The sequence below is a fragment of the Kitasatospora sp. NPDC034035 genome (genome assembly GCF_055575755.1).
Map to the genome: position 1 here is coordinate 23,209 of NZ_JBVISA010000050.1, position 18,864 is coordinate 42,072.

At 73.2% G+C, this 18,864-nt stretch carries 19 protein-coding genes; 7 read left to right on the forward strand and 12 right to left on the reverse strand.

Annotation, left to right across the window (positions count from 1 at the left end):
• Positions 1-20: 20 nt before the first annotated feature.
• Positions 21-521: an SgcJ/EcaC family oxidoreductase gene (locus ACZ52J_RS39690; RefSeq protein WP_465625935.1), complete on the forward strand. Its 501-nt coding sequence runs from the start codon at positions 21-23 to the stop codon at positions 519-521.
• Positions 522-638: 117 nt separating this feature from the next.
• Here the strand turns inward: ACZ52J_RS39690 and ACZ52J_RS39695 are convergent, their stop codons facing one another.
• Positions 639-1,751, reverse strand: coding sequence for a peptidoglycan recognition protein family protein (locus ACZ52J_RS39695; protein ID WP_465625937.1), 1,113 nt, complete (start codon positions 1,749-1,751; stop codon positions 639-641).
• A gap of 104 nt (positions 1,752-1,855) precedes the next feature.
• On the opposite strand from ACZ52J_RS39695, the gene ACZ52J_RS39700 reads away from it, so the two are divergent.
• The 3 genes from ACZ52J_RS39700 to ACZ52J_RS39710 all read left to right on the forward strand — a co-directional run bounded on the left by ACZ52J_RS39700 (position 1,856) and on the right by ACZ52J_RS39710 (position 5,754).
• Positions 1,856-2,647, forward strand: coding sequence for a TIGR03089 family protein (locus ACZ52J_RS39700; RefSeq protein WP_360507939.1), 792 nt, complete (start codon positions 1,856-1,858; stop codon positions 2,645-2,647).
• A 166-nt stretch (positions 2,648-2,813) separates the two neighbouring features.
• Positions 2,814-3,959 carry an LCP family protein gene (locus ACZ52J_RS39705; RefSeq protein ID WP_465625939.1) on the forward strand — a complete coding sequence of 382 codons (1,146 nt, stop codon included), beginning with the start codon at positions 2,814-2,816 and terminating at the stop codon, positions 3,957-3,959.
• A 211-nt stretch (positions 3,960-4,170) separates the two neighbouring features.
• On the forward strand, positions 4,171-5,754 hold the full coding sequence (locus ACZ52J_RS39710; RefSeq protein WP_465625941.1) for an LCP family protein: 1,584 nt from the start codon (positions 4,171-4,173) through the stop codon (positions 5,752-5,754).
• 121 nt (positions 5,755-5,875) lie between these two features.
• On the opposite strand, the gene ACZ52J_RS39715 is transcribed toward ACZ52J_RS39710, so the two are convergent.
• The 3 genes from ACZ52J_RS39715 to ACZ52J_RS39725 all read right to left on the reverse strand — a co-directional run bounded on the left by ACZ52J_RS39715 (position 5,876) and on the right by ACZ52J_RS39725 (position 10,567).
• On the reverse strand, positions 5,876-6,916 hold the full coding sequence (locus tag ACZ52J_RS39715; protein ID WP_360507930.1) for a glycosyltransferase family 2 protein: 1,041 nt from the start codon (positions 6,914-6,916) through the stop codon (positions 5,876-5,878).
• A gap of 272 nt (positions 6,917-7,188) precedes the next feature.
• Positions 7,189-9,762: an ABC transporter permease gene (locus ACZ52J_RS39720; RefSeq protein WP_465625963.1), complete on the reverse strand. Its 2,574-nt coding sequence runs from the start codon at positions 9,760-9,762 to the stop codon at positions 7,189-7,191.
• Between the two features lie 16 nt (positions 9,763-9,778).
• On the reverse strand, positions 9,779-10,567 hold the full coding sequence (locus ACZ52J_RS39725; RefSeq protein ID WP_465625943.1) for an ABC transporter ATP-binding protein: 789 nt from the start codon (positions 10,565-10,567) through the stop codon (positions 9,779-9,781).
• Positions 10,568-11,178: 611 nt separating this feature from the next.
• On the opposite strand from ACZ52J_RS39725, the gene ACZ52J_RS39730 reads away from it, so the two are divergent.
• Positions 11,179-12,531, forward strand: coding sequence for an LCP family protein (locus ACZ52J_RS39730; protein WP_465625945.1), 1,353 nt, complete (start codon positions 11,179-11,181; stop codon positions 12,529-12,531).
• Between the two features lie 286 nt (positions 12,532-12,817).
• Here ACZ52J_RS39730 and ACZ52J_RS39735 read toward each other — a convergent pair whose 3' ends face one another.
• The 4 genes from ACZ52J_RS39735 to ACZ52J_RS39750 form a co-directional block, all read right to left on the reverse strand.
• Positions 12,818-13,420, reverse strand: coding sequence for a hypothetical protein (locus ACZ52J_RS39735; RefSeq protein ID WP_465625947.1), 603 nt, complete (start codon positions 13,418-13,420; stop codon positions 12,818-12,820).
• 199 nt (positions 13,421-13,619) lie between these two features.
• Complete coding sequence (locus ACZ52J_RS39740) at positions 13,620-14,411, reverse strand: arylamine N-acetyltransferase family protein (protein ID WP_465625949.1); 792 nt, start codon at positions 14,409-14,411, stop codon at positions 13,620-13,622.
• A gap of 161 nt (positions 14,412-14,572) precedes the next feature.
• Positions 14,573-15,067, reverse strand: a complete 495-nt coding sequence (locus ACZ52J_RS39745) for a peptidylprolyl isomerase (RefSeq protein ID WP_465625951.1) — start codon at positions 15,065-15,067, stop codon at positions 14,573-14,575.
• Between the two features lie 71 nt (positions 15,068-15,138).
• Positions 15,139-15,285 (reverse strand): hypothetical protein, encoded by a 147-nt coding sequence (locus ACZ52J_RS39750; protein WP_465625953.1) that lies wholly within the window; start codon positions 15,283-15,285, stop codon positions 15,139-15,141.
• A gap of 85 nt (positions 15,286-15,370) precedes the next feature.
• Between ACZ52J_RS39750 and ACZ52J_RS39755 the strand changes: the two genes are divergently transcribed.
• Positions 15,371-15,748 (forward strand): MerR family transcriptional regulator, encoded by a 378-nt coding sequence (locus ACZ52J_RS39755; RefSeq protein WP_360507914.1) that lies wholly within the window; start codon positions 15,371-15,373, stop codon positions 15,746-15,748.
• Positions 15,749-15,756: 8 nt separating this feature from the next.
• Here ACZ52J_RS39755 and ACZ52J_RS39760 read toward each other — a convergent pair whose 3' ends face one another.
• Complete coding sequence (locus ACZ52J_RS39760; RefSeq protein ID WP_465625955.1) at positions 15,757-16,416, reverse strand: class I SAM-dependent DNA methyltransferase; 660 nt, start codon at positions 16,414-16,416, stop codon at positions 15,757-15,759.
• 71 nt (positions 16,417-16,487) lie between these two features.
• Between ACZ52J_RS39760 and ACZ52J_RS39765 the strand changes: the two genes are divergently transcribed.
• A complete protein-coding gene (locus ACZ52J_RS39765) occupies positions 16,488-17,102 on the forward strand; it encodes an NAD(P)H-dependent oxidoreductase (protein WP_465625957.1) in 615 nt (204 codons plus the stop codon).
• 9 nt (positions 17,103-17,111) lie between these two features.
• On the opposite strand, the gene ACZ52J_RS39770 is transcribed toward ACZ52J_RS39765, so the two are convergent.
• From ACZ52J_RS39770 to ACZ52J_RS39780, 3 genes are all read right to left on the reverse strand, one after another.
• The gene (locus ACZ52J_RS39770; RefSeq protein ID WP_465625959.1) at positions 17,112-17,633 is read right to left on the reverse strand and encodes a GNAT family N-acetyltransferase; all 522 of its coding nucleotides are present in this window, start codon (positions 17,631-17,633) and stop codon (positions 17,112-17,114) included.
• A 70-nt stretch (positions 17,634-17,703) separates the two neighbouring features.
• Entirely contained in the window at positions 17,704-18,570 is an 867-nt protein-coding gene (locus ACZ52J_RS39775) for an oxidoreductase (protein ID WP_465625961.1), read from the reverse strand.
• A gap of 204 nt (positions 18,571-18,774) precedes the next feature.
• Positions 18,775-18,864: acyl-CoA dehydrogenase family protein (locus ACZ52J_RS39780; protein ID WP_144385854.1), on the reverse strand; the 90-nt coding region annotated here is incomplete at its 5' end.

Below are 18,864 nucleotides of genomic sequence, written 5' to 3' on the forward strand. Positions count from 1 at the left end.
CCGTCACCGACCATGGGGATATGAACGATACGCGGCTGCCGGAACTGCCCTCCGAGGACGAGATCGCGGTGCGGGCGCTGTACCGCCGGATGCTGGAGGGATGGAACCAGCGGGACGGCGCGGCCTTCGCCGGGCCGTTCGCGGTGGACGGGGAAGCGATCGGCTTCGACGGGAGCGGACACCGGGGACGGTCGGTGATCGCCGCCGAGCTGGGCCGGATCTTCGCCGACCACGCGACGCCCCGGTACGTGGCCACCGTACGGCGGGTGCGGGCCCTCGGGGCCGGGGTGGCGCAGCTGGAGGCCGTCGCCGGGATGGTGCCGGACGGCGCGCAGGAGCTGGACCCGGGGCTCAACGCGGTGCAGACGGTGATCGCGGTGAACGCCGGGGCGGGGTGGCGGATCGCGCTGCTGCAGAACACCCCCGCGCGGTACGACCTCCGGCCGGATCTGGGGGCGGGGCTGACGGAGGAGCTGCGGGGGTTGGTACGGCGGTGGAGTGAGGTGGGGGGCGGCAACTGAGCGTTCGCGATCGGGTGGCCCCGACGCGCCTGCCGCGCGCGGTTCCCCGCGCCCTGTCGGGGCGCGGGGCCAGGGGAAGGGGGGAAGGAGCCGGGCGCGGGAGGCGGCGTCGGCGGGTCAGGGGCTCTGGGTCTGGAGGCGGGTCGCTGCCGCGCGCAGGGCCGGGAGTTGGGCGTAGAGGGCGTTGCCGGGGCATTCGGTGTTGAAGGCGTCGCGGTGGCCGGAGACGGTGTCGAAGTCGACGACGGTGCCTTTGGGGTAGCGGCTGGCGTCGGAGGCCGAGGTGAGCTTGGTGTGGCCGTCGGCGGGTTGGCCGGTGAGGCCGAGTTTCCAGGCGGTGATGGCGGCGAGGCCGTCGAGGAGGGGCTGGGGCGGCTGGTCGCCGCCGTAGGTGCCGATCGCGGCGATGCCGGAGGAGTCGGTGTTGAAGCCGAGGGTGTGGGCGCCGTGGACGGGTTGGTCGACGCCGCCGGCGCGGCCCTCGTAGACGGTGCCGCAGCGGTCGACCAGGAAGTTGTAGCCGATGTCGCGCCAGCCGCTGGTTTTGACGTGGTACTGGTAGATCGCCCGGATCACTCGGGGGGCGTCGCCGCAGGCGTAGTCGGTGGCGGTGGCGGTGTGGTGGACGAACACCTCGCGGACCGGGCCGGTGTACTCGAAGCTCTGGTCGCGCAGCGACTCGTCGGCGCCCCAGCCGGCCCGGGTGACGATGGCCGGGCGTGGGGCCTGGTGCCCGTCGGCGGGCTCGGGGGGCAGGGTCCGTGCGGCCGGTGCGGCAGCGCCCCGGCCGGGGTCGACGAGTTCGAGCCGCAGTCCGGGCGGCGCTCCTGCCGGGCCGGGCCGGACGTCGACCGCGACGCCGTCGCTGCGACCGGTCCACAGGGGTGCGGTGGCGCCGTGCGGCGAGTGGTCGGGGCCGTCCTCGGGCTCGGCTTCGAGCCGCCGCCAGTCGCCCCAGCGGCCGGTGTCCGCGTCCCGGGTGCGGATCCGGATGTCGGCGCCGGCGAGTGCGTCCGGCGGGCCGTCCCAGCTGACGCCGAGGAGTTCGAACGGCCGGGTGCCGCGCGGGGCGAGGCCGTGGCCGGCGGGCAGCGGGAGCGAGGTGGTCGAGCCGCCGTCGGCGAAGTCGCGGCGCTGGGGGCCGGACGGGTCGGCGGCGGAGGCGGCGGGTTGGACGAGCAGGGCAGCGGTGCAGCCGGCGAGCAGAACGGCTGGTAGTGAAAGGCGCATAATTCGGATCGTCGCCGCAAACCGGACCGCTCGCCACGCCGCCCCGCGGCCGTTCGGCCACCCCTCCCGGCCTCCCACTCGAAGGCCGTAGGCTGGGGCGCACCATGACTGCGCCTTTCGCTGCCGATGCCCACACCCCCGTCGAGCTGCTGCACGCATTCCTGCGCGGCGGCCCCCCTTCGGTCGATCCCGCGGCCCCGCTGGTCACCTTCTACGACGACGCCACCGGCGAACGGGTGGAGTTGTCCGCCCGGACGTTCGACAACTGGGTGGCCAAGACCGCCAACCTCCTCCAGGACGAGCTGAACGCCGGCCCGGGCGACCGGGCGGCGCTGCTGCTGCCCGCCCACTGGCAGAGCGCCGTCTGGCTGCTTGCCTGCTGGTCGGTCGGAGTGGCGGCGGTGCCGGGCGGCGACCCGGCCGCCGCGGACCTGGTGGTCAGCGGCCCGGACGGGCTGGCGGCCGCCCAGGCCTGCGAGGGCGAGCGGGTGGCGCTCGCCCTGCGCCCGCTCGGCGGCCGTTTCCCGCAGCGCCCGGACGGCTTCCTCGACTACGCCGCCGAGGTGCCCGGGCAGGGCGACCGCTTCGCGCCGTACTCCCCCGTCGCCCCGGACGGGCAGGCGCTGGAGACCGCGGTGGACGGGCTGCCGCTGAAGCTGACGGGCGAGCAGACCGTCGCGCTGGCCCGGGAGGGAGCGGCCCGCCTCGGCCTGAAGCCCGGCGACCGTGTGCTGTCCACCCTCTCGTACGACGACTGGGCGGGCCTGGAGGCCGGCCTGCTGGCGCCGCTGGCGGCCGGCGCCTCGGTGGTGCTGTGCCGCAACTCGCAGGCGCTGGACGCCGAGCAGTGGGAGAAGCGGACCGAATCCGAACGGGTGACACTGCGCCTCGGGTGACCCCCCGGCCCGGGCCCGGCGGGTAGGTATCCCTGCCATGGCCGAGGACGACACCGAGCACCCCCCGACCGACGACTCCCCTACGGAGACCTCTCCGACGGACGTTCCCCCCGCGGACGCTCCCCCGGACGGGACCGGACGCCCGCGCAGGCGCCGGCGGTGGCTGATGATCACCGCCGGCGTCGTCGCGTTCCTGCTGGTCGCGACCGGGGCGCTGCTCTGGATCGCCTACCGCAAGCTGGACGGCAACATCCGGACCGACGCGGCCACCGACCGGCTGCTCGCCAAGCTGGAGGCCGAACGGCCGAGCCGCACCGCCGGCGCGCGGGGCGCCGAGAACATCCTGCTGATCGGCAGTGACGACCGCTCCGGCGCGAACGGCTCCTACGGCACCGACGCGGGCACCCAGCGCTCGGACACCACGATCCTCCTGCACCTGGCCGCCGACCGGAAGCACGCGACGGCGGTCTCCGTCCCACGCGACGTCATGGTCAGCGTCCCCGCCTGCGAGAAGCCGGACGGCACCCACAGCAAGCCGGCGCTGATGCAGTTCAACTGGGCCTTCGAGACGGGCGGCCCGGCCTGCTCGATCCGTACCGTCGAGCAGCTGAGCGGGATCCGGATCGACCACTACGTGATCCTCGACTTCAGCGGCTTCAAGACGATCGTGGACGCGATCGGCGGGGTCGAGGTGTGCGTGCCGCAGCCGATCCACGACAAGGACGCCAAGCTCGACCTGCCCGCCGGCCGGCAGACCCTGCACGGCGAGCAGGCGCTCGGCTACGTCCGGGCCCGGGAGAGCCTGGGGGACGGCAGCGACACCCAGCGGATGGGCCGTCAGCAGCAGTTCCTGGCCGCGCTGATCCGCAAGGTGGAGTCGCAGGGCGTGCTGCTGAACCCGGCCCGGCTGTGGCCGGTGCTGGACGCGGCGACCTCCTCGGTCCGGGCGGACGGCGGACTGTCCTCGCTCGGCGCGCTGTACGACCTGACCCAGGACCTGCGCGGCGTCCCCACGGCGAACGTGACCTTCCTGACCGCGCCGCGCCGCCCGTACCGCTACGACTCGGACCGGGACGAGTTCGTGCAGCCGCAGACCACCCAGCTGTTCACGGCGCTGCGCGACGACCAGCCCGTCGCCGTCCGGCCGCCCGGGTCGGCGCCGTCGGCGGGCGCGGCGGCGAACGCGAGCCCGGGCGCGGGACCGAACGCGGGCTCCGCCGAGGCGGCGATGGCGGCGGCGTCACCTTCGGCGGGCGCCTCGCCCACGTTCGAGGGACGCACCGCCGACGTGGACGCCTGCGCGCAGCACTGAGCGGGCCCCCCGGGCCGCGCCGCGCCGCAGGTCGGCGCGGGTGTGTCCGGAAATCGTCTGGCGGAGAACGGAATTTACCTTCGCTTTGTTCACGCATGATGCAGATCACACCCGGAACGATTCCCCCATTCGGCTCGTCTACTGTGTCCGGATCGGCCCGTTCAGGACGGGTGGGCCGGAGCCGTGACCGGTCGAAGGTAGGGAACCCCCCGTGCACGAGGAGCAACCGGAATCCGGTCGGTACCGGGTGGACCCGGCGCCCGGTGTCCCCCGGCAGCGCCGCCGGGCCGCCGAGGCACCCGAGGCACCGGCCGGAGAGGGCCGCCGGGACACCCGGCGGCGGGCTGCCGCCCTCGCCAAGCGCAACCGGCGCCGGCGCGCGCTCAAGTGGACCGCCGGGACGGGCGCCCTGGTGATGGCCGCGGGCTGCGGCGGGGCGTACTACCTGTACCAGCACTTCAACAACAACCTGACCTCGGTCAAGGTCCAGCTGGGCGACGAGGCGGAGCGCCCCAAGGCCGCCGGGGAGGCGCTGAACATCCTGGTGATCGGCACCGACAGCCGGGAGGGCCTCGGCCGCGAGTACGGTGACGCGGGCAGCACCGGGCACGCCGACACCACGCTGCTGTTCCACATCGCCAAGGACCGCTCCAACGCGACGGTGGTCAGCCTCCCGCGCGACCTGATGCTGCCGATCCCGGAGTGCCAGAGCGCCCAGGGGAAGAAGATCCCGGGCTCGGCGCGGGACATGTTCAACAACAGCCTCGGCCAGGCGGGACGGGACGCGGGCTGCACCTGGAAGACCGTCGAGAAGAACACCGGGATCCGGGTCGACCACTTCGTGCAGGTCAACTTCGAGGCGGTGAAGACCCTGTCCACCGCGGTCGGCGGGGTCGAGGTCTGCGCGGCCAAGGACATCAACGACAAGGACTCGCACCTCAAGATGACCAAGGGCCGGCACGTGGTCCAGGGCGAGGAGGCGCTGGCCTTCGTCCGCACCCGGCACGCGGTCGGCCAGGGCGGCGACCTCAGCCGGATCCCGCTCCAGCAGCAGTTCATCAGCTCGATGATCCGCAAGATCAAGACCGACGACACCCTGACCAACCCCGCCAAGCTCTACAAGCTCGCGGACGCCGCCACCAAGGCGCTCACCGTGGACGACGGCATCGGCAGCGTGGACAAGCTGAAGGACCTCGCGCTGGACATCAGCAAGGTGGACACCAAGAACATCACCTTCGCCACCGTGCCCGTCGTGGACGACCCCCAGGACAAGGACCGGGTGATCTTCAAGCAGCCGGACGCCTCCCAGGTGTTCGCGATGGTCGCGGGCGACCGCTCGCTGACCGAGACGGCCGCCCCGCCCGCGCCCGACGGCGCCGGCTCGGCCGCCCCGACGACGCCCGCCGCCACCGCCCCGGCGGTGGACACCAAGGGCGTCCAGGTGACGGTCCGCAACGGCAGCGGCAAGCGCGGGCAGTCCGGGCCGACCGTCGAGAAGCTCCAGGCGAAGGGCTTCGCCAAGGCCGCGGTCGGCAGCGACGCGCCGGTCGCCGCGAGCACCACGGTCTCCTACCCGGCGGGCCAGGAGGCCGAGGCCAACGCCTTGGCCGCCGCCCTCGGGCTGCCGGGTGACGCCGTGAAGCCGGCCGCGAAGACGGACCCGAAGGCCGGGCTGCTCCTGGTGCTCGGCAAGGACGCCCTGAGCGCGCCCGCCACCCCGGGGGCGGTGCCGACCGCGGCGCCCGAGGACCTCCAGCGGGTGCAGGCGGACGACGTCGACGCCTGCGCCAAGTAGCTGCCGGGGCAGGAGGGTTCCGGCCGCCTCGCGGTGCCCTTCGCCGGTTCGGGCACCGCCGGTGGCCGCCTCCTCGTCCGGCAGCGGCTCGCCGGCGCGGCCGACCCGGCGCGACGGGGCGTCAGCCGGTCTTGGAGAGCAGGTTCTTCGAGGACGGGCTGACGCTGGCGATCACCCGGCGCGCCAGCGAGCGCGGTGAGGTGAGGAAGCCGAAGCCCCAGCTGAGGTGCATGGTCGCGAACGCCACCGGCAGCAGTGTCCTGGCCTTGACGGACAGGCCGCGGCCCTCGGTCACGGCGCCGCCGACGATGCCCAGCAGGTAGGCGCCGGGCACCGCGAGGAAGGCCGGGTGGACGGCCGCGCCGAGCACCAGCCCGAGGGTGACCGCCAGCAGCGCGGCCGGCGGGGCGAGGTAGCGCAGGTTGACCGAGCCGCGGTGGTAGCGGGTGACCACCCGGCGCCAGCGGCCGTAGTCCTTGTACTGCTTGGCCAGCGCCCGCACCGAGGGCCGGGGCCGGTACGTCACCTTGAGCTGCGGGGTGAACCAGACCAGGCCGCCGTCCTGGCGGATCCGGTAGTTCAGCTCCCAGTCCTGGGCGCGGATGAACTCCTCGTTGTAGCCGCCGAGTTTCTCCAGCACCTCGCGCCGGAACACCCCGAGGTAGACGGTGTCCGCCGGGCCGGCCAGGCCTCCGGTGTGGAAGGCGGCGTTGCCGACACCGAGCTTGGAGGTCATCGCGGCGGCGACCGCGTTCTCCCACTCGGTCTCGCCCTCGGCGTGCATGATGCCGCCGACGTTCGCCGCGTCCATCTCGCCCAGCAGCCGGACCGCGGTCGCGATGTAGCCGGGGGTGAGCAGACCGTGGCCGTCCACGCGCACCACTATCGGATGGCGGGAGCCCCGGATCGCGGCGTTCAGCCCGGCGGGCGTCCGGCCGGTGGGGTTCGCCACCGTCCGCACCCGCGGGTCCTCGGCCACCAGCTCGGCGGCGATCTCGTCGGTACGGTCGCTGGAGGGACCGAGGGCGATCACCACCTCCATCGGCCCCGGGTACTCCTGGTCCAGGATGCGCCGGACAGCCGTGCGCAGGTGACGTTCCTCGTTGAGCACCGGCATGATCACGGAAACAGCCGGCAGCTCCTCAGCAGCCTTGGTGTTCATCGGGGCCACCGTACCGGTGCGGACGCGTCCCCGTCTTGTCCCGGTCCGGGCGGCCGCGCACTCCTCGCGGCGCGGCACCGGCACTGTGATCAAGGTCACCGCGCTCTCCCGTCGGCGCGGGCCCGGACCGGGGCGGACGCGGAGTTGGTGGGGCCCTCGGCGCGGCACGCGGCAGGGGCCGGGTGCGGTGCGCACCCGGCCCCTGTCCCGCGTCCCCGTTCCGACGCCCCCCGGCGCCGGAACGGGTCCGTCGCGCTTCAGTCCGCCGCGCTTCAGTCCGTGGCGATGGCGGTGAGGACGTTCATCCGTCCCGCCCGGAAGGCCGGGACGAGCGCGGCGACCAGGCCGATCACCACCGAGGAGACCAGGGTGATCGCGATCGTGGTGGTGGGGACGGAGAGCGCCCCGAGGCCCTGGTCCCGCAGGACCCCCTGGGCGGTGACGCCCCAGGCGAGGCCCAGCCCGGTGCCGAGGACGGCGCCGAACACCGCGATCACCACGGACTCCAGCCGGATCATCCGGCGCAGCTGGCGGCGGGAGAGCCCGATCGCCCGCAGCAGGCCGATCTCCCGGGTCCGCTCGACCACCGACAGCGCCAGGGTGTTGACCACACCGAGCACGGCGACCGTGATCGAGAGGGCGACCAGCCCGTAGATCAGGTAGAGCAGGGTGTCGACCTGGGACTGCACCAGCTCCTTGTAGCCGGCCCGGTCCTTGATGGTCAGCTGCGGGTACTCCTTGAGCCCGTCCTCCAGCGCGGTCAGCGTCCTGTCGACGTCGGCGCCGGAGGAGGCCTTGGCGAAGAAGGTCCACACCGGCGGCTGCTCGGCGGCGGGGACGACCTCGGCCATGGTGTCCATGGCGACGAAGGAGCCGTCGCCGAACAGCTCACCCTTGGCGAAGACCGCGCCGACCGGCAGCACCTGGGTGTGGCCCCTGCCGTAGTCGACGGTCACCTGGTCGCCGACCTTCAGGCCGTGGTCCTTGGCGAAGGTCTCGCCGATCCCCAGCGAGCCGCGGCCGACCGAGTCCGCCGCACCGGAGTTGACGGTCGGACGGAAGTCGGTGCCGAGGAATCCGGGCGGCACGGCGGTCAGGTCGGTCTTCGCCTTCTGTCCGTCCGGCAGCCGGACCTTGGCGGCCTGGAAGCCCTTCTGGATGGTGACGTGGTCGATGCCCGGGGTGCGGCGCACGATGTCCAGCATCTCCGGGGTGACCTCGGTGCCGCCGCCCGCGATGATGTAGTCCACGCCCACCGACTTGTCGATCTGTGCGCCGGCCGAGGTGACGGCCGAGGAGCTGAACACCGCGGAGGCGATCACCAGCGCCAGGCCGATCATCAGCGCGGCGGCGGTGGCGCCGGTGCGGCGCGGGTTGCGCATCGCGTTGCGCTGGGCGAGCTTGCCGGACGGGCCGAACACGGCCGGCAGCACCGCGCCGAGCACCCGGACGATGGCCGAGGCCAGCAGCGGGCCGAGCACCACGAAGCCGACCAGGGTGAGCACCACGCCCATGCCCAGGTACTGGCCGCCGGTGGCCGCCTTCTCCGACCGCGCGCCGAGCACCAGCAGGGTGCCGCCGCCCGCCGTCAGCAGCAGGCCGACCGCCGTACGGACCAGGTTGGCGCGGCCCTCGGCCGGGGTGCCGTGGTCGCGCAGGGCGGCCATCGGCGAGATCCGGCTCGCCCGGCGGGCCGGGAACCAGGCCGCGACCAGGGTGACCACGATGCCGAGCGCGTAGCCGGCGACGAACACGTCCGGCCCGATCTGCAGGTCGGCCGCCTTGAGGTCCATGCCGATCGCGTTCATCAGCTTGATCAGGCCGACCGCGACGCCCAGGCCGGCCGCGACCCCGAGGGTCGAGCCGAGCACGCCCAGGATCAGCGCCTCGACCAGCACCGAGCGGTTGACCTGCCGGCGGCTGCCGCCGATGGCGCGCAGCAGGCCGATCTCCCGGGTGCGCTGGGCGACCAGCATCGAGAAGGTGTTGATGATCAGGAAGCCGCCGACGATCGCCGAGACGAAGGCGAAGCCGAGCATCGCGTACTTCATGAAGGCGAGGCCGCTGCCGACCTGCTTGGCGTTCTCGTCCTTCTGCTCGGCCGCGGTCTTGGCCTGGTAGCCGCCGCCGACCTTGGCCAGCGCCGCGGCCTTGAGCTGGTCGTTGCTCCGGCTGCCGTCGCCGAAGGCCTCGATCGAGGTGTAGGCCGGCTCGCCGAGCAGCAGCTGCTGGGCGGTCGGGGTGTCCAGGAAGCCGAGGGCCGCGCCCGGGTTGGTGGCGGTGAAGGTGGCGATGCCGGCGATGGTGAAGTCGTGCTTGCCGCCGGAGTTCTCGACCCGGATCCGGTCGCCGAGGCCGAGCTTGGCCTTCTTCGCGGTGTCCGCGTCCAGCACCAGCTCACCGGAGTTCTGCGGCGTGTGGCCGGAGGTGATGGTGACCGGGTTGCGCGGGGTGTCGGTCCAGTTCCCGAGCAGGGTGGGCGCGCCGCTGGTCGGGCCGACCAGCTTGTTGGTGGCCGGGTTGACCAGGATCGCGTTCCCGACCATGACCTGGCCGACGGCTTTTTTCACGCCCGGCACCGCGGCGACCTGGTCGGCGAGCGCCACCGGGACGGTCGACGGCTTGGCGGCGGCCTGCTGCTCCTCGTCATCGGCCGGCTTGGGCGGCTGGACCGAGACGTCGGAGGCGGTCGCGGCGAAGAGCTTGTCGAAGGTACTGGTGGCGGTGTCGGAGAACACCAGGGTGCCGGAGACGAAGGCCACCGACAGCACGACGGCGATGAGCGAGAGCGCCATCCGGCCCTTGTGGGCGAAGAAGCTCCGCAGTGAGGTCTTGAGCAGCATGATCGTGTCGTCCCGTCGCTCAGCTGGTGCGCTTGCCGTCGAAACGGCGCATGCGTTCGAGGACGGAGTCGGCGGTGGGCGCGTGCATCTCGTCGACGATCACGCCGTCGGCGAGGAAGAGCACGCGGTCCGCGTAGCCGGCGGCGACCGGGTCGTGGGTGACCATCACCATGGTCTGGCCCAGCTCGTCCACCGAGCGGCGCAGGAAGGTCAGCACCTCGGCACCGGCCCGGGAGTCCAGGTTCCCGGTGGGCTCGTCGCCGAAGATGATCTCGGGGCGGGCGGCCAGCGCCCGGGCCACCGCGACGCGCTGCTGCTGGCCGCCGGAGAGCTGGGTCGGGCGGTGCTTGAGCCGGCCGGCCAGGCCGACGGTCTCCACCACCTGGTCCAGCCAGGCCTGGTCGGGCCGGCGGCCCGCGATGTCCATCGGCAGCGTGATGTTCTCCAGCGCGTTCAGGGTCGGCAGCAGGTTGAACGCCTGGAAGATGAAGCCGATCTTGTCCCGGCGCAGTCTGGTCAGCTGCTTGTCCTTGAGGCCGGTGATCTCGGTGTCGCCGATCCAGATCCGGCCGGTGCTCACCGTGTCGAGCCCGGCCAGGCAGTGCATCAGGGTGGACTTGCCGGAGCCCGAGGGGCCCATGATCGCGGTGAACCGGCCGCGCTGGATGTCGACGTCGACCGCGTCGAGCGCGGTGACCTTGGTCTCGCCGGAACCGTACGCCTTGGTGACCTGACGGGCCGAAGCGGCGACGGCGGAGGCTCCGCCGGGAAGCTGGGGGTCGTACACGGCTGCTGCTGCCGTCGTCACTGGAGTCTCCTAGAGGAAAAATGCGCTCACCCGTTGGCCCCCAGCCTCACGGGCCCACCCGCCTCACGACATGGCGCAGGCGGTAGTCCTCGACCGGGAGTTGTCTCCACCCTCCCGGTGGACCTGGCCACCGGACCCGACCGGATCGGGCCGCTTCCTGGCGGTGGGGATGTAGGAACCACGTTAGGAGTGGACGGCGGACCGCTCGTCATCCGACGGAATGAAGCGGCTCAACCAAGGTTCTACGGGGCGCGGCGCGCCTCCCCCTAGGGGTCGCCGCGGCCCGTCTCGGGGACGCCCCGTACGGGCCGCGGCCGCGGTTGCCGGCCGGTCAGCGCCGGTCGGCGCCGGTCGGTAGCCGGTCGGTAGCCGGTCGGTAGCCGGGTGGCAGCCCGCCAGAAGCCGGTCAGTGCCGGTACGGGCAGCCGCTCCGGGGCCGTGGCGAGGCCCTCGACGACCGGGGCCGGCAGAGCAGCGCGTACTGCCGGGCGTCCGGGCCTTGGCGGACGTTGCGGCGGAACGATCCGGTACGTGCATCAAAACTGCTACAAGAGGCCTGGCCGGCCCCCCGGGGGGAGTCAGCCCGACCGGGGTCGGGCATCCTCGACGGCATGAACACGTGGCAGGAGGGCCGCCCCGGGGGCGGCGGGAACCCGTACGGCGGCAACGGCGGAGGCAGCGGGAACCCGTACGGCGCAGGCGGCGGAGGCGGCACGGCGGCCGAGCCGCCACTGCCGTCCTCGCTGAATCCGCGCGGGCCCGGGGCGTCCACGCCGCAGCAGCTGGGGCAGGGGCAGCAGGGGCCGTCCCGGCTCGGCGGCGTCCCGCAGCAGGGGGCCGGCGCGCCCGGCGTCCGCCCCGGCGGCCCGGCCGGTCCCGGATATCCGGGCGGGCCCGGCGGCCCGGATGGGCCGAGTGGTCCCGGTGGTCCCGGTGGTCCCGGCAGTGCCCGGCCGGCCGGTGCGCCGGCCGCCAAGCGCTGGCCGCGGCGACGGATCGTGAAGTGGTCGGTCTTCGGCCTGCTGATCGCCGTCATGGTGACCTCCGTCTCCACCTGGTTCTGGGCGGACTCCAAGCTCAACCACGAGAGCGTGCTCGCCGACTACCCGGGCCGCCCGGCCGCGGGCAAGGGCACCAACTGGCTGATCGTCGGCTCCGACAGCCGCCAGGGCCTCACCGACTCCGAGCAGGACGACCTGCACACCGGGCACGACGAGGGCAAGCGCAGCGACTCGATGATGATCCTGCACGTCGGGGACAACGGGAACACCCTGATGAGCATCCCGCGCGACTCCTGGGTGCCGATCCCCGAACACCCGGGCAGCAACGGCAAGCCGGTCAAGGGCACCACCGCGAAGATCAACTCGGCCTTCGGCGCCGGCGGCGGCCGCCTGCTCGTCCAGACCGTCGAGCAGAGCACCGGCATCCACATCGACCACTACGCCGAGATCGGCTTCGCCGGCTTCGTCGGCATCGTCGACTCGATCGGCGGCGTCGAGATGAAGATCGACCAACCCGTCAAGGACAAGGACTCCGGCCTCGACCTCCAGGCCGGCGACCAGACCCTCACCGGCAAGCAGGCCCTGGCCTTCGTCCGTCAGCGCCACCAGATGGCCGACCAGGACCTCGGCCGGATGCGCAACCAGCAGAAGTTCCTCGGCGCCCTCGCGCACCAGGCCGCCTCCCCGGGCAACCTGCTCAACCCGTTCACCTTCTACCCGCTGGTCGACTCGGCGCTCGGCACCCTGATCGTGGACGACGACTGCGGGCTGACCGACCTCGGCTCGCTCTTCCTCGCCATGAAGGACGTCAACGGCGGCAGCGGCAAGACGATCACCGTCCCGATCGGCAACGCGGACTACCGGACCAAGACCGGCGAATCCGCGGTGCTGTGGGACGCCAACAAGTCCAAGCAGGTCTTCGACGCCTTCAAGAACGACACCACGGTGCCGGACGTCAAGTGAGCGAGCGGTGACTTCGAGTGACGACGGCGCCACAATGAGTGAATGCCACTCGTCACCGCACTGATCTACCGCCGTCGCCACCGCCTCCTGGGCCGCCTGGTCCAGGAGGCGCTCGCGTTCTCCGGCATGGAGGTGCCGGCCGCCTGCGAGATCGGGCCCGGCCTCACCGTCTTCCACCGCGGCTTCGGCACCGTGCTGCACCCGTACACCGCTCGCCCGTTCCGGCCCAGTCCGCCTCGACCCGGTCCGTCTCGGGCTCTCCCGCTCCGCGCCATCCCGCTCCGGGCTATCCCGCCTCGGCCTGACCGGCGTACGGCAGCAGGCCGGTGCCGCACTCCGGGAGGCGGACCAGCCACTCCCCCGCGCCGCCCGCGGCCTCGGTGGCACCCGCGTAGCCGTAGTGGATCGGCTGCCCGTCGCCGCCCAGCCAGCGGGCGTGCGCCAGTTGCACCGACAGGGCGGCCGGGCGGTGCGGCGCGGCCTGCTCCAGCACCAGCTCGTGCTCGGTCTCGCCGGGCCGGAAGATCACCGCGGTCTCCGTGCTCGGACGGCGGCCGAAGACCCGCGCCCCGTCCGTCCAGTACGCGGCGACCGTCACGGCGAGCGTGCCGTCCACGCTGCCGGTGTCCGGCCGGACGTACTCCTCGTCGGCGACCCAGCGCGCGTGGTGGCGGATCTCCTCCGCGCCGCGGCGCTCGTCCCAACGCGCCCAGTAACCCGCCACCCGCTTGACGGTCATGCCCTCGCGGACGACCCGGACCGCGAACCGCGCGGGGCCGACCGGCTCGCCGGAGGCCGGTTCGAGGGAGGCGGGTTCGCAGGAGGCCAGGGAGACCACCGTCACCTGCTCGTACGTCACCTCGCCGTCGTCGGCGCTCTGCTCGATCATCGGTGAACCACCTTGCCGGAAAGTCGAGTTCGACCGCGGTTCGACCCGCGTCCGAGGAGAGCGTAAGGCGAACGCGGTGACGGCCGGCGCGATTGCCCGGTTCCGGCCCGGACGATCGCACCCCCGGCTACCCTGCCCCTCCCGCGACCCGGCCGGGCCCGCTCCGGTCCGGCCCGGTCCGGCCCGGTCCGGCCCGGCCTCAGCCGGGCAGGCGGTCCAGCGCGATGCCGAAGTGCTCGCGGTAGGCGGCCGGCGTCTCGGCGGCGGTGAGCTGCCGCTCGCTGCGGGTGCCGTCGGGGGCGGTGCGGATGAGCCGGGTGCCGCTGATCGTGGTCCGGCCGCCGTCCTCGGTGGGCAGGGAGCAGGTGGTCGAGCGGGTGAAGTGCGAGTCCGGCAAGGTGCTCTGCCACCAGCAGGTCGGGGCGAAGTCGGCGAGCGGGTACGGACGCGGGTCGAGGCGGTACTGCGGGGCGCCGTCCATCCGGACGTCCAGTTCGCCGTGGGCGCCGTGCGGGGCGACGGTGAACGTGCCGTCCGGGTCGGACTGCGGGGCGCGCTCGTCCAGGCGCAGTGGGTGCCGGGAGAACCGGCCGAAGCCGACGTCGGCCAGCCAGGGCTCGTCCAGGTCGACCCGCAGCGCGAGGTGGCCGAACGGCGGGCCGGGGCGCTCCCCGTCGAAGACCCGGCCGGCCAGCAGGCTCACCCGGTAGCCCAGGGAGCGCAGCAACTCGGCGAAGGCGCCGTTCAGTTCGTAGCAGAACCCGCCGCGTCGCCGGTCCACCACCTTGGCCACCAGGGCCGCCGGGTCCAGGACGACGGGCTCGCCGAGGTGGATGCTCAGGTTCTCGAAGGGGACGGCCCGCAGGTGGGCCTGCTGCAGCCGTGCCAGCGCGCCCGCCGACGGCTCCCCGGGGTCCGGCAGGCCGATCCGCGCCAGGTAGGCCGTCCGTTCGGCGGGTGTCAGGCCCTCGCGCACCGTGTCGTGATCCATCCGCCCATTCCAGCCGGGACGGGGGCACCAGGCCATCGGTCCTTGGGCTTAGGACCTGGCGGCGGTGCTCCCGGGACCGGAAACGCCACCGCCCCGGAAAGGAAGGTCGGACCTGCCGACTTCCCACTCCGGGGCGGTACGGGTTGCCAGGGCAGCGGTGATTACTCGACCACGCCGGACTTGGCGATCTTGATGGTGGCCGAGGTGCGGCCGCTCTGCGAACCGAGCGACTCGATCTTCTTCACCAGGTCCATGCCCTCGACGACCTCGCCGAAGACGACGTGCTTGCCGTCCAGCCAGTCGGTGACGATGGTGGTGATGAAGAACTGCGAGCCGTTGGTGTTGCGGCCGGCGTTGGCCATCGACAGCAGACCCGGGCGGTCGTGCTTGAGCTTGAAGTTCTCGTCCGCGAACTTCTCGCCGTAGATGCTCTTGCCGCCGGTGCCGTTGTGGTTGGTGAAGTCACCGCCCTGCAGCATGAAGGCCGGGATGACGCGGTGGAAGCCGGAGCCCTCGTAGCCGAAGCCGTTCTGGCCGGTGGCCAGCTCGCGGAAGTTCTGGGCCGTCTTCGGGACGACCTCGTCGAACAGCTTGAAGACGATGCGGCCCGCCGGCTCGTCGTTGATGGTGATGTCGAAGAAAACGTTGGAACTCATGCAGGGATCATGGCATGAGCGGTCGGCTCCCGCGCGGTACCCCCGGGCGGGCGCGGGCGCGCCCCGCCGTGTTATCCGGCGTGCCGTCCCGCGAGCTGTCCCGCCGGCGCGGGGTAGTCGGTGTACCTCTCGGCCCCGCCGCCGTACATCAGCCCGTCGCGGAGCGGGCCGAGTGCGGAGGGCTGGAAGAGACCCGCGGTTTCCGTGTTCGTCCTCATGCCGGAACGGTGGAAGCTAACATCGATGTCAGGTTCAAGAGGCCTTCACTCGGCTCGGCCAGGCACGGATGACGGGACGGACGGCATGCGGATCGGCGAACTGGCCCGGCGGACGGGCGTGAGCGAGCGTTCGCTGCGCTACTACGAGCAGCAGGGCCTGCTGGCGGCCCGCCGCACCGCCGGCGGCCACCGGGAGTACCCGGAGGCCGCCGTCGACCGGGTGGTGCACATCCAGGAGCTGTACGCGGCCGGGCTGCACAGCCGCACCATCTACAAGATCCTCCCCTGCATGCAGGACGCCGACGGCAGCCCGAGCGAGATCGCCACCCCGCTGCTGGTCGAGGAGCTCACCGCGGAGCGCGAGCGGATCGACCGGATGATCACCGACCTGCTGCGTTCGCGCGAGGTACTGGACGAGGTGATCGTCACCGCCTCCGGGCAGCCGGCGTCCGAGGTCGCCTGACCACCCGGTCAACTGCCGGCCTCCGGCTTGCGGGCCAGCAGGTAGGCCTGCTGGACCTTCTCCTCGCCGTCCGGCTCGCGGACCGTACGGCAGGTGACCGGCAGGCCCGCCTCCCGGGCCAACTCCTCGACGTGCTCGGGCCGCAGGCGACGGAAGTCCAACGACACCGGGTGGCCGAAGGGCTGCTCCAGCCGCAGGGGCTCGTCGCCGACCTGGAAGGCGACCAGCAGCCGGCCCCCGGGGGCGAGCACCCGGGCGAACTCGGCGAACACCTCCGGGAGGCGCTCCGCCGGGGTGTGGATGATCGAGTACCAGGCCACCGCGCCGGTCAACTCGCCGTCCCCGAAGGGGAGGTCGAACAGCGAGCCGACGGCGAACGGCACCTCCGGGTAGGCCGCCCGCGCCAGCTCGACCATCCGCGGCGAGAGGTCGATCCCGCACACGTCCAGGCCGAGCCCGTGCAGGTGCTGCGTCACCCGGCCCGGACCGCAGCCGAGTTCGGCCGTCCTGGCGTCCGGGCCCTCGGCGCGGACCAGGTCGGCGAAGAGCGCCAGCACGGCCCGGTCCGTCGGCATGGAGTCCATCGCGTCCCGGAAGCGGTCGGTGTACTCGATGGCGATGGCGTCGTAGAACGCCCTGGTCGTGGCGAGGAAGTCCGGCTCGGCCATGGTCCGGCACCCTACCCGCGGGCCTCGGCCCGTAGCATCACGTTCGCCAACCAACGGGAGGGGAACGGACGATGAGCACGATCGGGGTCTACCTGGCGCATCCGCGGCCGGGCAGCTTCAACCACGCACTGTACGAGGCCGTGGTCGGCGAACTGCGGGAGCGCGGCTGCGAGGTACGGGCCCACGACCTCTACGCGGAGGGCTTCGCACCGCTGCTGACCGCCGGGGAGACCGGCACGGTGGACGCGGCGGACCACGCCGACGATGCCCACCTCGCCCTGCACCGCGCCGAAGTGGCCACCCTGGACGCGCTCGTGCTGATCCACCCCAACTGGTGGGGCATGCCGCCCGCCGTCCTGGTCGGCTGGACACAGCGGGTCCTGGTCCCCGGCGTCGCGTACAAGCTCGGCACGGCCGACGGCGAACCGGCCGGGCTGCTGCGGGCCGGACGGGCCCTGGTACTGAACACCTCGGACACGCCCGAGGAACGCGAGCGCAGCGAGTTCGGCGACCCCCTGGAGCGGATCTGGGCGGCCTGCGTGCTGCCGTACGTCGGCGTCACCGACGTACGGCGGACGGTGTTCCGCACGGTCACCGACTCGCCCGCCGCTGTCCGCGCCGAGTGGCTGCGGCAGGCGCGGGAGCAGGCGGCGGCGCTGCTCGACCGAGGGGGGCCGGGGGCCTGAGGGGGGAGGCTAGAGGTCCAGCTCCGCCACCGTCTGGTCGCCGCTCAGCTCGCCGGTCGGGCGGAAGCCGAGACGGTCGTAGAACTCCGCCGGGCCGTCCGGGCCGGGCACGTACGTGACGGTGGCGCGGGTGCCGCCGCGGCGGCGGATCTCGGCGCAGACCTGCTCCACCGCGAAACGGCCGTAGCCGCCGCGCTGCGCGTCGGCGTCGATCAGCAGGCGCCACAGACCGGAGCGGGCACGGTCGTCGGGCCGCTCCGGGTGGAAACGGAGGTCGAAGAAGGCCATCACGAAGCCGACCGGCACCTCGCCGTCCATGATCAGCCGGGGCCAGGCGGTCTCCCCGTACGCGTACGCCTCGGCCAGCGACTTCACCACCGGCGCGACCAGCCCCTCCTGGTCGGGGCGCACCCGCAGGGCGAGGGCAGCGTCGATGTTCCCGGGGGTGACGGCGGCCAGGCTGAGCTTGGCGGACGCGGAGGGCGTGGCGGGCGCGGAGGGCGTGGCGGAGGCGGAGGGCGTGGCGGACATGGCGGGCAGCCTAGGGAGCGGGGCTGCCCGCCGTCGCGCGGTTTTCCTCAGGAGCGGGGAGGCCCCGCCGTCACTCGCCGGCCAGGAAGTCGGTGCCGCGGCCGACCGCCGCCCAGACCTCGACTTCCTGCCGCGCGCCGTCCAGGTTGCCGAGGACGGCGTCCACGGCGTCGCTGCCGAGCGCGAGCCGCAGCGGGGTCCGCTCGGCGGCCAGGGCGGCCAGGATCGCGGCGGCGGCCTTCGCCGGGTCGCCGGGCTGCTTGCCGTCGGAGTCCGGCAGGCCGGTGCGGACCGGGCCGACCACCGGCTCGTACGCGGCGATCGGGGCGGTGTGGGCGAGCGCGCCGCCGCCCGCGAAGCCGGTCCGGAACGCGCCCGGTTCGACGACCAGCACCTTGATCCCGAACCCGGCGACCTCCTGCGCCAGCGCCTCGGACAGGCCCTCCAGCGCGAACTTGGTGGCCGAGTAGGCGCCCACGCCGGGGAACGAGAAGCGGCCGCCCATGCTGCTCATCTGCACCACCGCGCCGGAGCCCTGGGCGCGCATGTGCGGCAGCACGGCCCGGGTGAGCGCGGCCGGGCCGAAGAAGTGCAGGTCCATCAGGTCCCGCAGGTCGCGGTCGGTGTACTCCTCGACGGCGCCGATCAGGCCGCGCCCGGCGTTGTTCACCAGGACGTCGATCCGGCCGTGCCGCTGCACGGCCTCCGCGACGACGGCGGGGATCCGCTCCTGGTCGGTGACGTCCAGCCGGACCGGGATCACCCGGTCCGGATGCGCGGCGGCCAGCTCCGCCAGCGTCTCGGGGCGCCGGGCCGCCGCGACGACGGTGTCGCCGGCCGCCAGGGCGGCCTCGGCGATCGCCTGGCCGAAGCCGGAGTTGGCGCCGGTGATCAGCCAGACCTTGCCGGCCGGGTGCTGCTCGGGGGTGTTGCCCATGTTCCGTGATCTCCCGCGATTGTCGTTCGCTGCCTGCCAGTTGACGATCATTTATGACACCGGGTGCGGGGATCCGTCCAGGATGGTTCGATGCCGGACGACATGACGGGGGGCGACAGGACGTCGGACAGCAGACGGCCCCCGACCGCGGACGGGCGGTCGGGGGCCGTGGGCACCGGGGTCGCTCGTTGCGACCCGGCCGGATTACGGGAGGTTGCGGGCCATGACGATGCGCTGGACCTGGTTGGTGCCCTCGTAGATCTGCGTGATCTTCGCGTCCCGCATCATCCGCTC

Excerpts from the sequence above, each read along its gene's own strand:
- ACZ52J_RS39690 (WP_465625935.1), top strand. The coding sequence starts at position 21 with ATGAACGATACGCGGCTGCCGGAACTGCCCTCCGAGGACGAGATCGCG.
- ACZ52J_RS39695 (WP_465625937.1), bottom strand. The coding sequence starts at position 1,751 with ATGCGCCTTTCACTACCAGCCGTTCTGCTCGCCGGCTGCACCGCTGCC.
- ACZ52J_RS39700 (WP_360507939.1), top strand. The coding sequence starts at position 1,856 with ATGACTGCGCCTTTCGCTGCCGATGCCCACACCCCCGTCGAGCTGCTG.
- ACZ52J_RS39705 (WP_465625939.1), top strand. The coding sequence starts at position 2,814 with ATGATCACCGCCGGCGTCGTCGCGTTCCTGCTGGTCGCGACCGGGGCG.
- ACZ52J_RS39715 (WP_360507930.1), bottom strand. The coding sequence starts at position 6,916 with ATGAACACCAAGGCTGCTGAGGAGCTGCCGGCTGTTTCCGTGATCATG.
- ACZ52J_RS39730 (WP_465625945.1), top strand. The coding sequence starts at position 11,179 with ATGAACACGTGGCAGGAGGGCCGCCCCGGGGGCGGCGGGAACCCGTAC.
- ACZ52J_RS39735 (WP_465625947.1), bottom strand. The coding sequence starts at position 13,420 with ATGATCGAGCAGAGCGCCGACGACGGCGAGGTGACGTACGAGCAGGTG.
- ACZ52J_RS39740 (WP_465625949.1), bottom strand. The coding sequence starts at position 14,411 with ATGGATCACGACACGGTGCGCGAGGGCCTGACACCCGCCGAACGGACG.
- ACZ52J_RS39745 (WP_465625951.1), bottom strand. The coding sequence starts at position 15,067 with ATGAGTTCCAACGTTTTCTTCGACATCACCATCAACGACGAGCCGGCG.
- ACZ52J_RS39750 (WP_465625953.1), bottom strand. The coding sequence starts at position 15,285 with ATGAGGACGAACACGGAAACCGCGGGTCTCTTCCAGCCCTCCGCACTC.
- ACZ52J_RS39755 (WP_360507914.1), top strand. The coding sequence starts at position 15,371 with ATGCGGATCGGCGAACTGGCCCGGCGGACGGGCGTGAGCGAGCGTTCG.
- ACZ52J_RS39760 (WP_465625955.1), bottom strand. The coding sequence starts at position 16,416 with ATGGCCGAGCCGGACTTCCTCGCCACGACCAGGGCGTTCTACGACGCC.
- ACZ52J_RS39765 (WP_465625957.1), top strand. The coding sequence starts at position 16,488 with ATGAGCACGATCGGGGTCTACCTGGCGCATCCGCGGCCGGGCAGCTTC.
- ACZ52J_RS39770 (WP_465625959.1), bottom strand. The coding sequence starts at position 17,633 with ATGTCCGCCACGCCCTCCGCCTCCGCCACGCCCTCCGCGCCCGCCACG.
- ACZ52J_RS39775 (WP_465625961.1), bottom strand. The coding sequence starts at position 18,570 with ATGGGCAACACCCCCGAGCAGCACCCGGCCGGCAAGGTCTGGCTGATC.